General features: G+C 44.0%; 21 protein-coding genes. 3 read left to right on the forward strand and 18 right to left on the reverse strand.

Annotated elements, in window-relative coordinates:
* Nucleotides 1-7: 7 nt before the first annotated feature.
* Nucleotides 8-1,420 carry a replicative DNA helicase gene (locus tag AAGA51_RS13695; RefSeq protein WP_042490282.1) on the reverse strand — a complete coding sequence of 471 codons (1,413 nt, stop codon included), beginning with the start codon at nucleotides 1,418-1,420 and terminating at the stop codon, nucleotides 8-10.
* Nucleotides 1,421-1,774: 354 nt separating this feature from the next.
* Here AAGA51_RS13695 and AAGA51_RS13700 point away from each other — a divergent pair, with 354 nt between their 5' ends.
* A complete protein-coding gene (locus AAGA51_RS13700) occupies nucleotides 1,775-2,539 on the forward strand; it encodes a DUF481 domain-containing protein (protein ID WP_042490281.1) in 765 nt (254 codons plus the stop codon).
* A gap of 69 nt (nucleotides 2,540-2,608) precedes the next feature.
* On the opposite strand, the gene rplI is transcribed toward AAGA51_RS13700, so the two are convergent.
* The 15 genes from rplI to fkpA form a co-directional block, all read right to left on the reverse strand.
* A complete protein-coding gene (gene rplI / locus AAGA51_RS13705; RefSeq protein WP_042490280.1) occupies nucleotides 2,609-3,058 on the reverse strand; it encodes a 50S ribosomal protein L9 in 450 nt (149 codons plus the stop codon).
* Nucleotides 3,059-3,090: 32 nt separating this feature from the next.
* Complete coding sequence (rpsR, locus tag AAGA51_RS13710) at nucleotides 3,091-3,318, reverse strand: 30S ribosomal protein S18 (protein WP_042490278.1); 228 nt, start codon at nucleotides 3,316-3,318, stop codon at nucleotides 3,091-3,093.
* Nucleotides 3,319-3,333: 15 nt separating this feature from the next.
* Nucleotides 3,334-3,636: a primosomal replication protein N gene (gene priB, locus AAGA51_RS13715; RefSeq protein WP_102943069.1), complete on the reverse strand. Its 303-nt coding sequence runs from the start codon at nucleotides 3,634-3,636 to the stop codon at nucleotides 3,334-3,336.
* A gap of 8 nt (nucleotides 3,637-3,644) precedes the next feature.
* On the reverse strand, nucleotides 3,645-4,022 hold the full coding sequence (gene rpsF / locus AAGA51_RS13720; protein WP_042490275.1) for a 30S ribosomal protein S6: 378 nt from the start codon (nucleotides 4,020-4,022) through the stop codon (nucleotides 3,645-3,647).
* A gap of 195 nt (nucleotides 4,023-4,217) precedes the next feature.
* Nucleotides 4,218-4,694, reverse strand: a complete 477-nt coding sequence (bfr, locus tag AAGA51_RS13725; protein ID WP_042490273.1) for a bacterioferritin — start codon at nucleotides 4,692-4,694, stop codon at nucleotides 4,218-4,220.
* Nucleotides 4,695-4,799: 105 nt separating this feature from the next.
* Entirely contained in the window at nucleotides 4,800-4,988 is a 189-nt protein-coding gene (locus tag AAGA51_RS13730; protein WP_042490272.1) for a (2Fe-2S)-binding protein, read from the reverse strand.
* Between the two features lie 322 nt (nucleotides 4,989-5,310).
* Nucleotides 5,311-6,495 carry an elongation factor Tu gene (tuf, locus tag AAGA51_RS13735; RefSeq protein WP_337164282.1) on the reverse strand — a complete coding sequence of 395 codons (1,185 nt, stop codon included), beginning with the start codon at nucleotides 6,493-6,495 and terminating at the stop codon, nucleotides 5,311-5,313.
* A 121-nt stretch (nucleotides 6,496-6,616) separates the two neighbouring features.
* Nucleotides 6,617-8,713 (reverse strand): elongation factor G, encoded by a 2,097-nt coding sequence (gene fusA / locus AAGA51_RS13740; protein WP_042490266.1) that lies wholly within the window; start codon nucleotides 8,711-8,713, stop codon nucleotides 6,617-6,619.
* Nucleotides 8,714-8,882: 169 nt separating this feature from the next.
* Nucleotides 8,883-9,353, reverse strand: a complete 471-nt coding sequence (gene rpsG / locus AAGA51_RS13745) for a 30S ribosomal protein S7 (protein WP_042490263.1) — start codon at nucleotides 9,351-9,353, stop codon at nucleotides 8,883-8,885.
* 112 nt (nucleotides 9,354-9,465) lie between these two features.
* Nucleotides 9,466-9,840 carry a 30S ribosomal protein S12 gene (gene rpsL / locus AAGA51_RS13750; protein WP_042490261.1) on the reverse strand — a complete coding sequence of 125 codons (375 nt, stop codon included), beginning with the start codon at nucleotides 9,838-9,840 and terminating at the stop codon, nucleotides 9,466-9,468.
* A 178-nt stretch (nucleotides 9,841-10,018) separates the two neighbouring features.
* Entirely contained in the window at nucleotides 10,019-10,294 is a 276-nt protein-coding gene (gene tusB, locus AAGA51_RS13755; RefSeq protein ID WP_042490258.1) for a sulfurtransferase complex subunit TusB, read from the reverse strand.
* A gap of 9 nt (nucleotides 10,295-10,303) precedes the next feature.
* Complete coding sequence (tusC, locus tag AAGA51_RS13760) at nucleotides 10,304-10,660, reverse strand: sulfurtransferase complex subunit TusC (RefSeq protein ID WP_042490256.1); 357 nt, start codon at nucleotides 10,658-10,660, stop codon at nucleotides 10,304-10,306.
* On the reverse strand, nucleotides 10,657-11,055 hold the full coding sequence (tusD, locus tag AAGA51_RS13765; RefSeq protein ID WP_042490268.1) for a sulfurtransferase complex subunit TusD: 399 nt from the start codon (nucleotides 11,053-11,055) through the stop codon (nucleotides 10,657-10,659). The genes tusC and tusD overlap by 4 nt, the downstream gene beginning before the upstream one ends.
* A gap of 5 nt (nucleotides 11,056-11,060) precedes the next feature.
* Complete coding sequence (locus tag AAGA51_RS13770; protein WP_042490253.1) at nucleotides 11,061-11,786, reverse strand: helix-turn-helix transcriptional regulator; 726 nt, start codon at nucleotides 11,784-11,786, stop codon at nucleotides 11,061-11,063.
* A gap of 174 nt (nucleotides 11,787-11,960) precedes the next feature.
* Nucleotides 11,961-12,737 carry an FKBP-type peptidyl-prolyl cis-trans isomerase gene (gene fkpA, locus AAGA51_RS13775; protein WP_042490250.1) on the reverse strand — a complete coding sequence of 259 codons (777 nt, stop codon included), beginning with the start codon at nucleotides 12,735-12,737 and terminating at the stop codon, nucleotides 11,961-11,963.
* Between the two features lie 130 nt (nucleotides 12,738-12,867).
* On the opposite strand from fkpA, the gene AAGA51_RS13780 reads away from it, so the two are divergent.
* Complete coding sequence (locus AAGA51_RS13780) at nucleotides 12,868-13,848, forward strand: WD40 repeat domain-containing protein (protein WP_042490248.1); 981 nt, start codon at nucleotides 12,868-12,870, stop codon at nucleotides 13,846-13,848.
* 46 nt (nucleotides 13,849-13,894) lie between these two features.
* Nucleotides 13,895-14,122, forward strand: coding sequence for a SlyX family protein (locus AAGA51_RS13785; protein ID WP_042490246.1), 228 nt, complete (start codon nucleotides 13,895-13,897; stop codon nucleotides 14,120-14,122).
* Between the two features lie 23 nt (nucleotides 14,123-14,145).
* Here AAGA51_RS13785 and AAGA51_RS13790 read toward each other — a convergent pair whose 3' ends face one another.
* Nucleotides 14,146-14,331 (reverse strand): DUF2065 domain-containing protein, encoded by a 186-nt coding sequence (locus AAGA51_RS13790; RefSeq protein WP_042490244.1) that lies wholly within the window; start codon nucleotides 14,329-14,331, stop codon nucleotides 14,146-14,148.
* A 58-nt stretch (nucleotides 14,332-14,389) separates the two neighbouring features.
* Nucleotides 14,390-15,370 carry a protease modulator HflC gene (gene hflC, locus AAGA51_RS13795; RefSeq protein ID WP_042490241.1) on the reverse strand — a complete coding sequence of 327 codons (981 nt, stop codon included), beginning with the start codon at nucleotides 15,368-15,370 and terminating at the stop codon, nucleotides 14,390-14,392.

A 15,370-nucleotide genomic window follows, 5' to 3' on the forward strand; every position in this document is an offset into this window, starting at 1 on the left:
ATGATGATTATTCGTTGTCGAAATCGAATGCAGGTCCCGCATAGTTATCAAATCGCGAATACTGACCTTGGAATGTCAGACGTACCGAACCGATAGGACCGTTACGCTGCTTACCGATAATAATTTCAGCCGTACCTTTCAAAGCACTATCTGGGTGGTAAACCTCATCACGATATATGAACATGATTAAGTCTGCATCCTGCTCGATAGAGCCCGATTCACGTAAGTCCGAGTTAACCGGACGCTTATCAGCACGTTGCTCAAGAGAGCGGTTAAGCTGAGAAAGTGCCACCACAGGTACGTTCAATTCTTTAGCTAACGCTTTCAGTGAGCGCGAAATTTCCGCGATTTCTAAAGTACGGTTATCAGACAAAGCAGGTACACGCATTAACTGCAGGTAGTCGACCATGATAAGTGATAAACCACCACGTTCACGGGCAATACGTCTTGCTCGCGAACGCACTTCTGTAGGCGTCAGGCCTGAGCTGTCATCGATATACATGTTTTTCTTCTCCATCAAAATACCCATGGTAGAAGAAATACGCGCCCAATCTTCATCATCCAATTGACCAGTACGGATTTTGGTTTGGTCAACGCGAGACAGAGACGCGAGCATACGCATCATGATCTGTTCGGCTGGCATCTCTAGAGAGAAGATCAAAACAGGCTTGTCTTGCTCCATCGCTGCGTTTTCACATAAGTTCATCGCAAAGGTCGTTTTACCCATCGATGGACGAGCCGCGACAATAACCAAATCTGAACCTTGAAGACCCGCTGTTTTCTTGTTTAGGTCGGTAAAACCAGTGTTTACACCTGTAACACCATCTTGTGGGCTCTTATAAAGCAGTTCGATACGCTCTAGAGTCTTCTCAAGAATGTTATCGACGTTCTGAGGGCCTTCATTTTCATTGGTGCGCGCTTCAGCGATCGCGAAAACTTTACTTTCTGCTAAGTCCAGTAAATCTTCTGAACTGCGACCCTGAGGATCATAACCTGCATCCGCAATCTCATTGGCGACACCAATCAGGCTACGAACCAGAGCTCGTTCTGCCACGATTTCAGCGTACGCATTAATGTTCGCCGCACTCGGTGTATTCTTAGCAAGATCGGCTAAGTAAGCAAAACCACCAACATCTTCAAGTTGCTCACGCTGCTCTAAGTATTCTGAAAGCGTAATCAGATCGAGAGGCTTACCTGCTTCAAGAATGGATTTAACTGCTTCAAAAATATGTCGATGTGGGCGGCTGTAAAAGTCAGACGACACAACACGTTCAGAAACGGTATCCCAACGTTCATTATCCAGAAGCAGACCACCGATAACCGACTGTTCAGCTTCCAATGAATGAGGTGGAACTTTGATAGCATCAACTTGTGCATCTGCAGTTTTACGATATCGATTCTCTATACGGGGTTCTGCCATTATCTTACTCAATAATTCTGGGGCCGGATTTGGCCTTAAGAGGTGAATTGCCTTAGAGCTATACCCTAAATTGCCGTTTATTATACCCAAGTCCCTTCAATATGCGAGAGCGTGGACAAATGCGCATAAAAACAAAGATCATGAGGGCATGTGTATTGCTGTCATATTCAATAAAAGCAACAACTTCTCGTTAGCAATTGGGCACTTTTCATCTTCTAATGGCGGATTTTTCCTAATCTCACAGCCAGTGCTCTACTTTCAATATCCTTTGGTGCAGAATTAACGTTAATCTGACTAAAGAACCATCAGCTGCATTTATGATTTGCGGCCTATTATGATTCACCGAGGTACTCTGTGTCCAAACTGTGGCTTCTCAGTATTAGCTTGCTAGCGTTCAATGCAGCTTATGCAACGGAAGATGCGAACAAAGATAAGGACATTGAAGTGCCCTCCCCATGGGATACCCAAGTTGAGTTTGGCTATCAAGCTCACTCAGGCAACACCACATCTGAAGCTCTGAATTCACGCCTAAAATCGGAATACACATCGGGTCGCTACCGAACTACCGGCGACTGGAAGTTCTATCGGCTTGAAAAAAACGGTAAAGAAACCAAACGTCAATCTACGTATTCGCTACAAAGTGACTATAAGCTGGGTTCAGATACTTATCTTTACAGTAGCTTCAAAGGCATGGATTCACAGTACACCGCCTATTTTAAAGACTTCACAGTGTCCGGTGGTTTGGGTTATCAGGTAGCAAACAGTAAGAACTTGTTGCTTGAAGTAGAGCTAGGACCGGGTTATCGATATCAGGAACCAAACTTAGATGAGATCGATGATGATGACATTGTGTTTCCTGATGTGGTTCAGGAACCGATTTTCCGCACCAACGTCCGGGGAAACTGGCAGGTACTGGATAATTTGAAATTTGGTATCGACATTACCCACGTCACAGGTGAAAGCAATACCATGTGGGACAGTGACATCAGCATTACCAACAATATTACCGATGACATCGCATTAAAGCTTAGCCAATCGCGCCAGTATCACGACAAAGTACCAGAAGGCTTAAGCAAAGCAGACAGTATCTTTTCGATCAACTTGCTGTTTATCTTCTAGAACATCGTATATTTCAGACATAAAAAAACACCAGCCGAGGCTGGTGTTTTTAAGCTTGCGTAAACTGAATTACTCAGCAACAACTTGTAGTTTAACTTCAGCAAAAACTTCAGAGTGAAGTTGAACGCTGATTTCGAACTCACCAGTGTTACGTAGAGCGCCTTCAGGTAGACGAACTTCGCTCTTAGTTACTGCAACGCCAGCCGCTGTAATAGCGTCAGCGATATCGCGAGTACCGATAGAACCGAATAGTTTACCTTCGTCACCAGCTTTAGAAGCGATAACAACAGCTTCTAGTGCGTTAACTTGGTCAGCACGAGCTTGAGCAGCAGCTAGTTGCTCAGCAACTTTAGCTTCTAGCTCAGCACGACGGCCTTCAAACATTTCAACGTTAGCTTTAGTTGCCATAACAGCCTTACCTTGAGGGATAAGGAAGTTACGAGCGTAACCAGATTTAACGTTTACAGTATCGCCAAGACCACCTAGGTTACCGATTTTATCAAGTAGAATAACTTGCATTGCTTAATCCTCTTTCTAATAAACGGTGCCGATTACTGATGTTTGTCAGTGTATGGCAGAATAGCTAGGTAGCGAGCACGTTTGATTGCGCGAGCTAGCTGACGCTGGTATTTAGCGCTAGTACCAGTGATACGGCTAGGTACGATTTTGCCAGCTTCAGTGATGTAGTTTTTAAGAGTTGCTACATCTTTGTAGTCAATCTCTTGTACGCCTTCTGCAGTAAAACGGCAGAATTTACGACGACGGAAGAAACGAGCCATGGGCTATCTCCTGATCTAAATTTGAATAATGTTGTCGGCGTGTAGTACTAATTTCCCCAAACCATTTCGGCCGGTTTGATAAGCGACAAAGCCACTTACCTGAATACTACTGCCTTGTACTAAGTCTTGAGTTAAGATTTTTGACCGCTGCCCACTCACTACCACCGGAATTCGACAATAAACTTGTCGCGGGAAGTCAGCTTCAACCACCGTAGAGCGATGCTCTAGCCAAAAATGACAGTGTTCAACACCCGATGGACTTTGGCTTCGAATCGGAGGTTTAGCGACTGAGCCACTTAACTCCATTCGATTGGTCATAAATTCAATTACTCAGCAGCTTCTTCTGAACGGTCTTCAAACTGTTCGCGACGAGGAGCACGCTCTTCTTTCGCTTTTAGCATGATTGAAGGTTCAGTGATCGCTGATTTAGTACGCATGATCATGTTACGTAGAACTGCATCGTTGAAACGGAAAGCAGTTTCTAGCTCGTCAATCACAGCTTGGTCAGCTTCAACGTTCATTAGAACGTAGTGAGCTTTGTGCAGCTTGTTGATTGGGTAAGCCATTTGACGACGACCCCAATCTTCTAGACGGTGTACTTTACCGCCAGCTTCAGTGATAGAACCAGTGTAACGCTCGATCATGCCAGCAACTTGCTCACTTTGATCAGGGTGCACCATGAATACGATTTCGTAATGACGCATTTATTGCTCCTTACGGATTATTAGCTTCCAAAGTTGGCCCGGTCATCCACAGGAAGCAAGGAACTAATGATAATTGACCGAGAATAAAGGAGCACGAATAGTACAGAATGTCAGCAGTGTTAGCAAGGGAAATTGTTGGGGATACGTGAGAATTAAATCGCTAGCGAGTAATGATTCTCGCCAGCGTTAAAGGCATTAATCTTCATCGACAAATTGCGCCTGAAGATAGTTTTCAATACCGGTTTTTTCAATCAGACCAAGCTGGGTTTCAAGCCAGTCAACATGCTCTTCTTCATCTTCCAGAATGTCTAGGAAGAGATCTCGAGACACATAATCACGAATGTCTTCTGCATACGCTATTGCGTCTTTCAAATCAGGAATCGCTGCCATCTCTAACTTGAGATCGCATTCGAGCATTTCTTTGGTATCTTCACCTATCATCAATTTACCGAGGTCCTGCAGGTTTGGTAAACCTTCCAAAAACAAAATCCGTTCGATTAGGTGATCTGCGTGTTTCATTTCATCAATAGATTCATGGTACTCCTTGTCAGCAAGATGCTTTAATCCCCAATCTTTGTACATGCGTGCATGTAAAAAGTATTGGTTTATAGCAACCAGCTCATTACCAAGAATTTTATTGAGATGTTGGATTATTATTGGATCGCCTTTCATGACAAAGCCCTCCTCTTTGGCTCTTATAACTTTAGAACCAATTAAGAGAGTGTCAAAAAAGTCACACCATTTAGTCGTTCTTTATCTCGACTAAACTGCTCGTCGCTAACTCGCTTGTTGCAGCTGAATAACCTCAACTTCACTTAATATTTCTTTTGCCTGACGTACACACTTACCACACTGAGAGCCCAGTGGTGTGCATTGCCTGATCCCACGGATATCAGTAATACCTTGCTCAATAGCAAGCTTCTTTATTTTCTTATCAGAAATACCGTGACACAAACAAACGTACATACTGCAACCTTATTAACGACCTTTGTCCGAAATATAAAAAAGAATCGTTCTTATTACCAGTAAGTTTTATCCGTTATTCAGATCGATTAGTTATAAAAAAAGCAGCGAATACGGACCGAAAAACACTTAGGTCAACCACCATAAAGAATTCAGAAATTAAGCGACTGTTTTTATGAAGGTTATGGATAGATGTGTGAATAGATATAGATAAAATCTTTATAACTAAAGCAGATTATTGAGTGAAAACAGGTATGCAATGAAAAAGCAAAAGGGAAGCCAAAGCTTCCCTTTTTAATGCGATATTCGCAGTAAAGATTTGCGATTAAGCAATAACTTTAGCTACAACACCAGCACCAACTGTACGGCCACCTTCGCGGATCGCGAAACGTAGACCTTCATCCATTGCGATTGGAGCGATTAGCTCTACAACCATTTGGATGTTGTCGCCAGGCATTACCATTTCTACGCCTTCTGGTAGAGAGATATCACCAGTTACGTCAGTTGTACGGAAGTAGAACTGTGGACGGTAGCCTTTGAAGAATGGAGTATGACGGCCACCTTCATCTTTAGACAGTACGTATACTTCTGATTCAAAAGTAGTGTGTGGAGTGATTGAACCTGGTTTCGCTAGTACTTGACCACGTTCAACTTCGTCACGTTTAGTACCACGTAGAAGTGCACCAACGTTCTCACCCGCACGACCTTCGTCTAGAAGCTTACGGAACATCTCAACACCAGTACATGTAGTAGTTGTAGTGTCGTGGATACCAACGATCGCTACTTCATCACCTACACGTAGAATACCGCGCTCGATACGGCCAGTTACTACTGTACCACGACCTTGGATTGAGAATACGTCTTCGATTGGCATTAGGAACGGCATGTCTACTGCACGCTCTGGCTCTGGAATGTACTCATCTAGTGCTTTAGCAAGCTCGATGATTTTCTCTTCCCACTGTGCTTCGCCGTTTAGCGCGCCTAGTGCTGAACCTTGGATAACTGGTAGGTCATCACCTGGGAAATCGTACTCAGATAGAAGTTCACGAACTTCCATTTCTACTAGTTCTAGTAGCTCTTCGTCATCTACCATGTCACATTTGTTCATGAATACGATGATGTAAGGGATACCAACCTGACGGCCTAGTAGGATGTGCTCACGAGTTTGTGGCATTGGACCATCTGTTGCAGCAACAACTAAGATACCACCGTCCATTTGCGCAGCACCAGTGATCATGTTTTTAACATAGTCAGCGTGTCCTGGGCAGTCTACGTGTGCGTAGTGACGAGCTGGAGTATCGTACTCTACGTGTGAAGTAGAGATTGTGATACCGCGCTCACGCTCTTCTGGAGCGTTATCGATAGATGCGAAGTCACGAGCTGAACCACCGTATACTTTTGATAGAGTAGTACAGATAGCTGCTGTTAGAGTTGTTTTACCGTGGTCAACGTGGCCGATAGTACCAACGTTTACGTGCGGTTTCGTACGTTCAAATTTTTCTTTAGACACGATCGTGTTCCTTCCTAGTTATGATTCACCTTAAGTCACGTACACTCAAGGCGCGCCAGAAATTGCTATTTTATGCGCCAACGCTCGTCAGCGCAATAGATTCGTTATTAATCAAATAACGTTAACCGCGTTCCGCAATAATTGCTTCTGCAATATTTTTAGGAACCTCAGAGTACTCAGCAAACTCCATAGAGTAAGAAGCACGTCCTTGGGTCGCAGAACGTAGGTCCGTTGCGTAACCAAACATCTCAGATAGAGGTACCTTAGCATGGATAATTTTCAGACCAGCAAGGCCATCATCCATACCTTCGATCATGCCGCGACGACGGTTTATGTCACCAACAACATCACCCATCCAATCTTCTGGAGTGGTTACTTCAACTTTCATTAGCGGTTCAAGAATGACTGGGTTTGCTTCGAGCGCACCTTTCTTGAATGCCATTGAGCCAGCGATTTTAAACGCCATCTCACTTGAGTCGACATCGTGGAATGAACCATCGAATAGTGTTGCCTTAACATCCAATACAGGATAGCCAGCTAACACACCGTTGTTCATTTGCTCCTCGATACCTTTCGCTACCGGGCTAATGAATTCCTTAGGAATTGCACCACCAACGATCTCATCAACGAAGACAAAGCCCTGACCTACTTCAGCAGGTTCAATCTTCAGCCAAACGTGACCGTATTGACCACGACCGCCAGACTGACGAACAAATTTGCCTTCAACTTCCGATTTACCACGAATGGTTTCACGGTAAGCAACCTGAGGTTTACCCACGTTGCAGTCAACGTTGAATTCGCGTTTCATACGATCAACGATGATGTCTAGGTGAAGTTCGCCCATACCAGAGATAAGCGTTTGACCCGTTTCTTGGTCTGTTTCAACGCGGAAAGATGGGTCTTCTGCTGCTAGTTTACCTAGCGCGATTGCCATTTTCTCTTGGTCGGCTTGAGAACGAGGCTCTACGGCGATCTGAATAACAGGTTCAGGGAATTCCATACGCTCCAAAATCACTTTGTGATTTTGGTCGCACAGAGTATCACCTGTCGTTACATCTTTCAGACCGATAGCCGCAGCGATATCGCCTGCACGAACTTCTTTAACTTCTTCACGCTTGTTAGCGTGCATTTGCACGATACGACCAAAACGCTCACGCTTTTGTTTTACTGAGTTGTATACAGCATCGCCTGAATTCACAACACCAGAATAAACGCGCATGAAGGTTAGAGAACCTACAAATGGGTCAGTCGCAATCTTAAATGCTAATGCTGAAAACGGTTCGTTGTCGTCAGCATGACGCTCAACTTCGTTGTCGTTTTCATCGATACCTTTGATTGAAGGTACGTCAATAGGTGCTGGTAGATATTCAATCACCGCATCCAGAACCGCTTGCACACCTTTGTTTTTGAACGCACTACCACAAGTAGCCAGCACGATTTCGTTATTCAGTGTACGTTGACGTAACGCTTGTTTGATTTCAGCTTCAGTTAACTCGCCATCATCAAGGTATTTTTCCATCAATTCTTCGCTTGCTTCAGCGGCAGTTTCAACCAAGTGGCTGCGCCATTCTTCAGCAAGTTCTTGCATGTCAGCCGGAATGTCTTCGTATGTAAACGTCATGCCTTGATCGGCTTCATTCCAGTTGATTGCTTTCATCTTGATAAGGTCGATAACACCTTTAAACTCTTCTTCTGCACCAATGTTTAGTTGGATTGGAACCGGAGTTGCACCAAGACGATGTTTAATTTGGTCTACAACGCGTAAGAAGTCTGCGCCTGCACGGTCCATTTTGTTTACAAATACAATACGTGGTACGTGGTATTTGTTTGCTTGACGCCATACAGTTTCAGACTGAGGTTCAACGCCTGATGCTCCACAGAACACAACCACTGCACCATCAAGTACACGCAGTGAACGCTCTACTTCAATAGTAAAGTCTACGTGTCCTGGGGTATCAATGATGTTGATGCGATGATCTTGGAACTGTGCTTCCATACCACGCCAGAAAGTCGTAGTCGCAGCTGAAGTGATAGTGATACCACGTTCCTGCTCCTGCTCCATCCAGTCCATGGTTGCGGCACCATCGTGAACTTCGCCGATTTTGTGAGAAAGGCCAGTGTAGAACAGAATACGCTCAGTAGTGGTAGTTTTACCTGCATCTACGTGAGCACAGATACCGATGTTACGGTAGCGCTCAATAGGAGTTTTGCGAGCCACGATTGAATCCTCTTATTAGAGATAGGGACTATTGCTATAGCTAAAAACGATTCTCAGCTAAAAAACTATCTTCGAGAAAAATACTGTCCTCTAGATATAGCAATAGTTCCTAGCATAAGCATAGGAACTAAAAAAGTGCTGCAAGGAACCTTGCAGCACTGAAAAGGTATTACCAACGGTAATGAGCAAACGCTTTGTTCGCTTCAGCCATACGGTGAACGTCTTCACGTTTCTTAACAGCTGTACCTTTGTTTTCTGACGCGTCTAGCATTTCAGCAGCTAGGCGAGCAGCCATAGATTTTTCACCACGCTTGCGCGCAGCTTCAACTAACCAACGCATAGCAAGTGCGTTACGGCGAACCGGACGTACTTCTACTGGTACTTGGTAAGTTGAACCACCAACACGGCGAGACTTAACTTCTACCGCTGGGCGTACATTTTCAAGAGCTTCTTCAAATACAGCTAAGTGATCTTTACCAGATTTCTCAGCCATAGTGTCTAGTGCAGTGTAAACAATTTTTTCTGCAGTAGATTTTTTACCGTCAACCATAAGGATGTTAACGAATTTTGCCAGCAGTTCTGATTTGAACTTTGGATCTGGAAGGATCTTACGCTGACCAATAACGCGACGACGTGGCATGGATTTTCTCCGTTGTCTTCTTCAGGTTTTATCCAAAACTTTTCAGTTTTATCAAAAAATACAAATTAATTTAGTGTTTGGCCTTACTTAACGCTTTCTTTACAGAGAAAAATTAAGACTTAGGACGCTTCACACCGTACTTAGAACGAGCCTGTTTACGGTCGTTCACGCCAGCACAGTCAAGTGCACCGCGAACAGTGTGGTAACGCACACCTGGAAGGTCTTTAACACGACCACCACGGATTAGAACAACTGAGTGCTCTTGAAGGTTGTGACCTTCACCGCCGATGTACGAAGTCACTTCGAAGCCGTTTGTTAGACGTACACGACAAACTTTACGAAGTGCTGAGTTAGGTTTTTTAGGTGTAGTAGTGTAAACACGAGTACATACACCACGTTTTTGTGGGCACGCTTCTAGTGCAGGCACGTTGCTTTTAACAACTTGCTTTACACGAGGCTTACGTACCAACTGGTTAATAGTTGCCATTAACTAGCTCCTGATTTGCTGAAATTAGCTTTGTGAAAAATCTATCCCTACTCACAATGCGTAAATAGGGACGCAAAATTCTATGCAGCAGTGGGATGTGTGTCAAGAAATATACAGATCTTTTTTTAGCCCATTGCTGAGGATAAAAATGAGAGAAAATTGATAAAGAGATGAATAGCTACCAAGATATTGATTTTGCGTGACTTACCGTTAGCTCAACAAACTCGAATTTATTGATAATTTGAATGTTTTCCGCCGTCTTTTTCGACCACCCTCTCGCCAGAAGATCCTCTTCCAAAACAAATACCAGATTTGCCTGTGCAATTTGCTTGAAATACTCAGAATGTTCACTGGTTGCGTAAACGGCATTCTCCACCAGCAATAACGCATCTTCTTGTAGCAGATAACGAGACACAAGCTTCAGTTTTTCCAAAGATTTTACAATGTGTAGCACGCGAGCCCCTCAGAAAGTTAAAAGTTGGTCGAACTCATTCCAATGAGCTGCGATTTGCTGTGAGGACAGAACTTCTCCCTCAATAATTAAGTCGCTCGGCTCAAGCCCCCAGTCTTGTAGGCTTTGAGAGCAAATATAACGCTGCTCAATATCATATAAATCAAGCAGTTTATAAGCGCTAATGTAATCGCGACTCAATACTTGAGACGATTCCTGAGCCTTGAGGAGTTGTAGAACCCCTTCTCCTACGAAAAAAATGGCTAAATCTTCTGAATAGGCAGAAGCGGCTAAAATTGCGTCCAGCCCTTCACGTGCGGAAGATGTAGCATGAGGAGGAGTATGAAAAATAAAGGCGACTTTTTTCAAAACTGAATCACTCTATCCTGACTAAGCAACGCTTCGGCTAGACTACCCAGCCCAGATTGCTCAAAGTGCTCTGCAAGATTATCTGAAGGCAATTGATGCTGACTTGCTTCTTCTTTGCCAATCACACCACGACGTAATGCTGCAGCTACGCACGTTTCCAAACGAACCTGATGCTTAGTCGCCAGTGATTGCCATGCTTTGACCAGATCAAACTCATCGTTGGCGGGAACCGTCAGTGATGATGCATTGAACACACCGTCTTGATAGAAGAAGACACTTTTTAGCTGGTGCCCTTTTTCTATCAAAGCTTGTGCAAACAAATAGGCATTACGTGCAGACTGAGTTCCGTACACAGACCCATTGACCACCAAGGTATAAGTCAACGAAGTGTGAATCGAACTCACGCTTCATCATCCTCAGTCTTACGCTGACGGATATACAGATAAACAGTGTGCTTAGAAATATTCAGACGGTCCGCAACGCGGTTAATCGCATCTTTAATATCGAAGATACCTTTATCGAACAGAGCCATAACAATCTGACGGTTCTTCGTATTATTCGATACCGTTTTGTCAGTGTTGATTTCTTCAATTGTGCGTTCAACCGTTTGGTCCACAAGCTCTTCGACATCGCTCGCGAAGTTAACTGAAGATGCTGCGTCTTGTGCTTCTTGAGTTGGCATAAAAGATTGAAGAACTTGAGAGAATGGAGCATCAAGGTTGACGTTAATACACAGCAAACCAATAACACGATTCTCACCATTACGAATTGCAACCGTAATGGATTTCATCAAGACACCACCCTTCGCGCGGGTAAAGTAAGAACGAGAAAAATTGCGTTCTGAACCTTCAATATCTCTCAGCATCTTAAGCGCAAGGTCGGTGATCGGTGAGCCGACTTGTCGACCTGTGTTTTCACCATTGGCGATTTTAATTGCAGAGGTATTTAAATCTTCTAATGAGTGCAAAACAATCTCACAAAAAGGACCAATCAAGCTGGCGATACCATCTACAACAGCTTCATAAGAGCGCAAAATCACCTTGTCGTGCTCAGTGAATGGTTTCACGTGCACGGATTCCATTTCGAGCAGCATGTCTGCATTATTAAATGTTTCTGTTGTTGTCACTGTACTTTGACCTTAAAACGCAAAATCAACAAATTGTTGTAAGTCTATCAGAAAATTTTATTTGAATGCTTAGCTATATCACTAACAAGTGATTTGAGACAAATTATGTGCTCAAACTCACTGAAAGAAAAAAGACCTGAACAAGTCAGGCCTTTATCAACGATTAAAGATAACTTATTGAGCCGCAGCGTCACCGTTATCAATTTTCAGTAACTCAACTTCAAATACCAGTGTTGAGTTCGCTGGAATTGTTGGCGTGTCTTGTTCGCCATATGCAAGTTCAGGCGGAATAACGAACTTGAATTTTGAACCAACAGGCATCAACTGAACACCTTCTGTCCAACCCGGAATAACTCGGTTTAGAGGGAATGTTGCTGGCTCACCACGATCGTATGAACTGTCGAACTGAGTACCGTCAGTCAAAGTACCTTTGTAATGTACTTGAACAGTATCGGTTTCTTTTGGCTTATCACCTTCTGCTGGCGTGATCACTTGGTACAGTAGGCCAGATTCAGTTTTCTTCACACCTTCTTGCGCTTCAAACTCAGAGCGGAACTTATCGCCCGCTTCTTTGCTTGCTGCTGCTTTCTCAGCCGCTTTCGCTTGCATGGTTTCAGCCACACGTTTGTCCAACGCTTCTAGTGCTGCGCGAGTATCTTCTTCAGTAAGTTCTGCTTTGCCAGCAAAAACGTGTTCAATACCCTGAAGTACAAGATCTTTGTTTAGTTCGATACCAATTTCACGAGGCTTGTCTAAGCTGGTGTTTAGGTAGTTAGCGAAAGAAACACCAATAGCGTATGCCGCTTTATCATCGTCCGTTTTAAAAGTGACTGCCTGAGCTTGCTCTTGTGCTGCCGGGGTCGCTTCCGCTTTCGGTGCTTCATCTTTCTGGCAGCCGACTGCAAGAATGACTGTTGCAGCTAGCAGTGACACTTTAAATAGTGATTTCATTGAATTCTCCAAATTGTTGGCAAAGCTTTTGTTATCATGCACAAAAACAGTTATCTAACTGGTGCATAACAAAAAGTTGTACCAATATAGCGGTATGTTTTGAGATTGTCTCTACGGATAATTAGACCTAATGCGGATAATTTACCATCTCACACTCTGTTTTACTGTCATCGTTGCGTTAAACGGCTGCTTTTTCTCTGGAAAAGAGCTAGAGCGCTGGGATTTAGAACCTAATGGTTCTGCCAGCTTCGGCTTAAGTCGTGATGGCCGATTTGCTCTTATCTATTCTCAAGAACACCAATTGGTTCTCTGGGATTTAAACTCTCGCGAGCAACTCGCGGAGCTCGGCGCTCAGGATCCTCAGCAAAACACCGTATCACGTATTCGAATTTCGGATAACGGACAATTTGCCGTTACAGCTAGCCAAATTAACTTTGCCGTTTGGAATCTCGCTTGGTCACAAGCAAAAGGGCTGTGGTCCATATCCGATGGATTAATCCGTGATATTGATATCAGCAGCGATGGTCAACAAGTCTTACTCGGTCTGTCTAATGGCAAAGCCATCTACGTCGATTTAGTCAGCGGAAGACGGATGGAGTTCCTCGCACACCAAGAAAAAGTCAATTCTGTCGCTCTTTCACCGAACGGACGCTATGCCCTCACCGGTGGCAATGACTATAAAGCTTACTTTTGGGACACAAAAACAGGACAAATCATACACACCTTTGAACATCAGCAAAGAGTCAATCGAGTCGCACTGCAACGTGATGGTAAATTCGCTTTTACTTCTGATGGTGGAGATGAATCTTTTATCTGGCAACTACCAAGTGGAACTCAGCAAGCACAGTTACACAGCTTTTCTCGCCAATTAATATTTTCTACAGCCCGCTTTTCTGATGACGGAACTTTATTAGTCACAGGAACTCCATCAAGCAGAATAGAAGTTTGGGACAGTAAAACCGGCGATAAACTGGATAGCTTTGAAGCTGAGCCGAGAAAAGATGCGCGCCCTCCGCGAGCAGTAGTGTATGATGCCGCTTTCGATTCAAAGCAGCGAATCATATCAGGCACCTCCGCAGGCATAGCACAAGCTTGGCAGATGAGTAATTAAACCTGTAGAACGAACAACTGTAGACCATGACGATGTGGGTATTACGATGACAGAACAACACACAGTACAGTTACAGCAACGTATTGATGATTTGGAATGCAAAGTCGCGTTTCAAGAACAGACGATTGATGAGTTAAACGAAGCTCTTGCTCAGCAGCAGTTATTGATCAACAAAATGAAAGATCAAATGAAGTATGTCGTTGGAAAAATGAAAAATATGGAAACGTCAAATATGGCGGATCCAAGTAAAGAGCCACCACCGCCACATTACTAGCGTTCTTTGGTAAATCATGGGGTTTAAGCAAAGTAATACGCGATAACGGCACCCGCTACCACTAGGCACCCACCAAGGCGACGAAGCTGATTATCCGGTTGTTCACTAAGTTGAGCGACCATTTGCCGCCAACCGTTGGGGGCAATTAAAGGGCCAAGTCCTTCTGCCACCAGCACAAGTCCCAGTGCCATCCAAAGTGAATTCGACATTATTTGTTCCCATAAAGAAAGGCTCCCAAAGGAGCCTTTTTAGTCAAATTTAAATACGTTATTTCGCAACAGCGCCTTTTGCATTATTCATGTACTGGAAGAAGTCACTCTTCGGATCCAACACTAGAATGTCGCCTTTATTGCTGAACGATTTCTCATAAGCTTTTAACGAACGTACGAAACTGAAGAACTCAGGATCTTTGTTATACGCTTCAGAGTAAATTTTCGCCGCTTTTGCGTCAGCTTCACCGCGAGTAACACGCGCTGTTTTATCTGCTTCGGCTAGAATAGTCGCCACTTCAAGTTCTGCTTGAGCACGGATAACTTCCGCTTTCTCACGACCTTGAGAACGGTGTTTACGAGCAACAGATTCACGTTCTGCACGCATACGACGATAGATAGACTCACTGATTTCGTCAGGTAAGTTGATTTTCTTCATACGGAAGTCAACCACTTCAACACCTAAGTCTTTCATCGCACTCTTACGAGTATCGTTAAGCACGTTTTCCATGATCTGATCACGCTGACCATCAATTTCTAACGCTTGCTTCGCCGCTTCAGTTGTCACAACTTCAGCATCTGCACTGTCTGGTAATACATCTTTGTTGCGAGGACCAGAAACGATCTGCTTGATTTCGCGCGAACCGATTTCAGAACGTAGTACGTCAGTCACTTTACGCTCAAGTAGCGCTTCAGCAGTCAGGGCATTACCGCCACCTGTTGCTAAGTAGTATTGACCGAAGTCTTTGATACGCCACTTAACATAAGTATCGATAATTACGTCTTTTTTCTCTGACGTTACGAAACGGTCAGAACGGCCATCCATCGTTTGAATACGTGCGTCTAAAGATTTCACACGGTCAAACAAAGGCATTTTCATGTGTAGGCCAGGTTCGTAAATTTTCGCCGCATCGTTAGCATCTTTCATTACTCGGCCAAAGCGAATAACAAAGCCGCGCTCACCTTCCGGGATGACGAATACTGACATCAACAACAAAGCAAGAACAACAACCACTACAGGGATCATTAACTTACGCAT

The sequence above is a fragment of the Vibrio diazotrophicus genome, from assembly GCF_038452265.1.
GTDB lineage: Bacteria > Pseudomonadota > Gammaproteobacteria > Enterobacterales > Vibrionaceae > Vibrio > Vibrio diazotrophicus.

Bases quoted from the DNA above. Each gene is read 5' to 3' on its own strand.
- AAGA51_RS13695 (WP_042490282.1), bottom strand. From the start codon at position 1,420: ATGGCAGAACCCCGTATAGAGAATCGATATCGTAAAACTGCAGATGCA.
- rplI (WP_042490280.1), bottom strand. From the start codon at position 3,058: ATGCAAGTTATTCTACTTGATAAAATCGGTAACCTAGGTGGTCTTGGC.
- rpsR (WP_042490278.1), bottom strand. From the start codon at position 3,318: ATGGCTCGTTTCTTCCGTCGTCGTAAATTCTGCCGTTTTACTGCAGAA.
- priB (WP_102943069.1), bottom strand. From the start codon at position 3,636: ATGACCAATCGAATGGAGTTAAGTGGCTCAGTCGCTAAACCTCCGATT.
- rpsF (WP_042490275.1), bottom strand. From the start codon at position 4,022: ATGCGTCATTACGAAATCGTATTCATGGTGCACCCTGATCAAAGTGAG.
- bfr (WP_042490273.1), bottom strand. From the start codon at position 4,694: ATGAAAGGCGATCCAATAATAATCCAACATCTCAATAAAATTCTTGGT.
- AAGA51_RS13730 (WP_042490272.1), bottom strand. From the start codon at position 4,988: ATGTACGTTTGTTTGTGTCACGGTATTTCTGATAAGAAAATAAAGAAG.
- rpsG (WP_042490263.1), bottom strand. From the start codon at position 9,353: ATGCCACGTCGTCGCGTTATTGGTCAGCGTAAGATCCTTCCAGATCCA.
- rpsL (WP_042490261.1), bottom strand. From the start codon at position 9,840: ATGGCAACTATTAACCAGTTGGTACGTAAGCCTCGTGTAAAGCAAGTT.
- fkpA (WP_042490250.1), bottom strand. From the start codon at position 12,737: ATGAAATCACTATTTAAAGTGTCACTGCTAGCTGCAACAGTCATTCTT.
- AAGA51_RS13780 (WP_042490248.1), top strand. From the start codon at position 12,868: ATGCGGATAATTTACCATCTCACACTCTGTTTTACTGTCATCGTTGCG.
- AAGA51_RS13785 (WP_042490246.1), top strand. From the start codon at position 13,895: ATGACAGAACAACACACAGTACAGTTACAGCAACGTATTGATGATTTG.
- AAGA51_RS13790 (WP_042490244.1), bottom strand. From the start codon at position 14,331: ATGTCGAATTCACTTTGGATGGCACTGGGACTTGTGCTGGTGGCAGAA.
- hflC (WP_042490241.1), bottom strand. From the start codon at position 15,370: ATGCGTAAGTTAATGATCCCTGTAGTGGTTGTTGTTCTTGCTTTGTTG.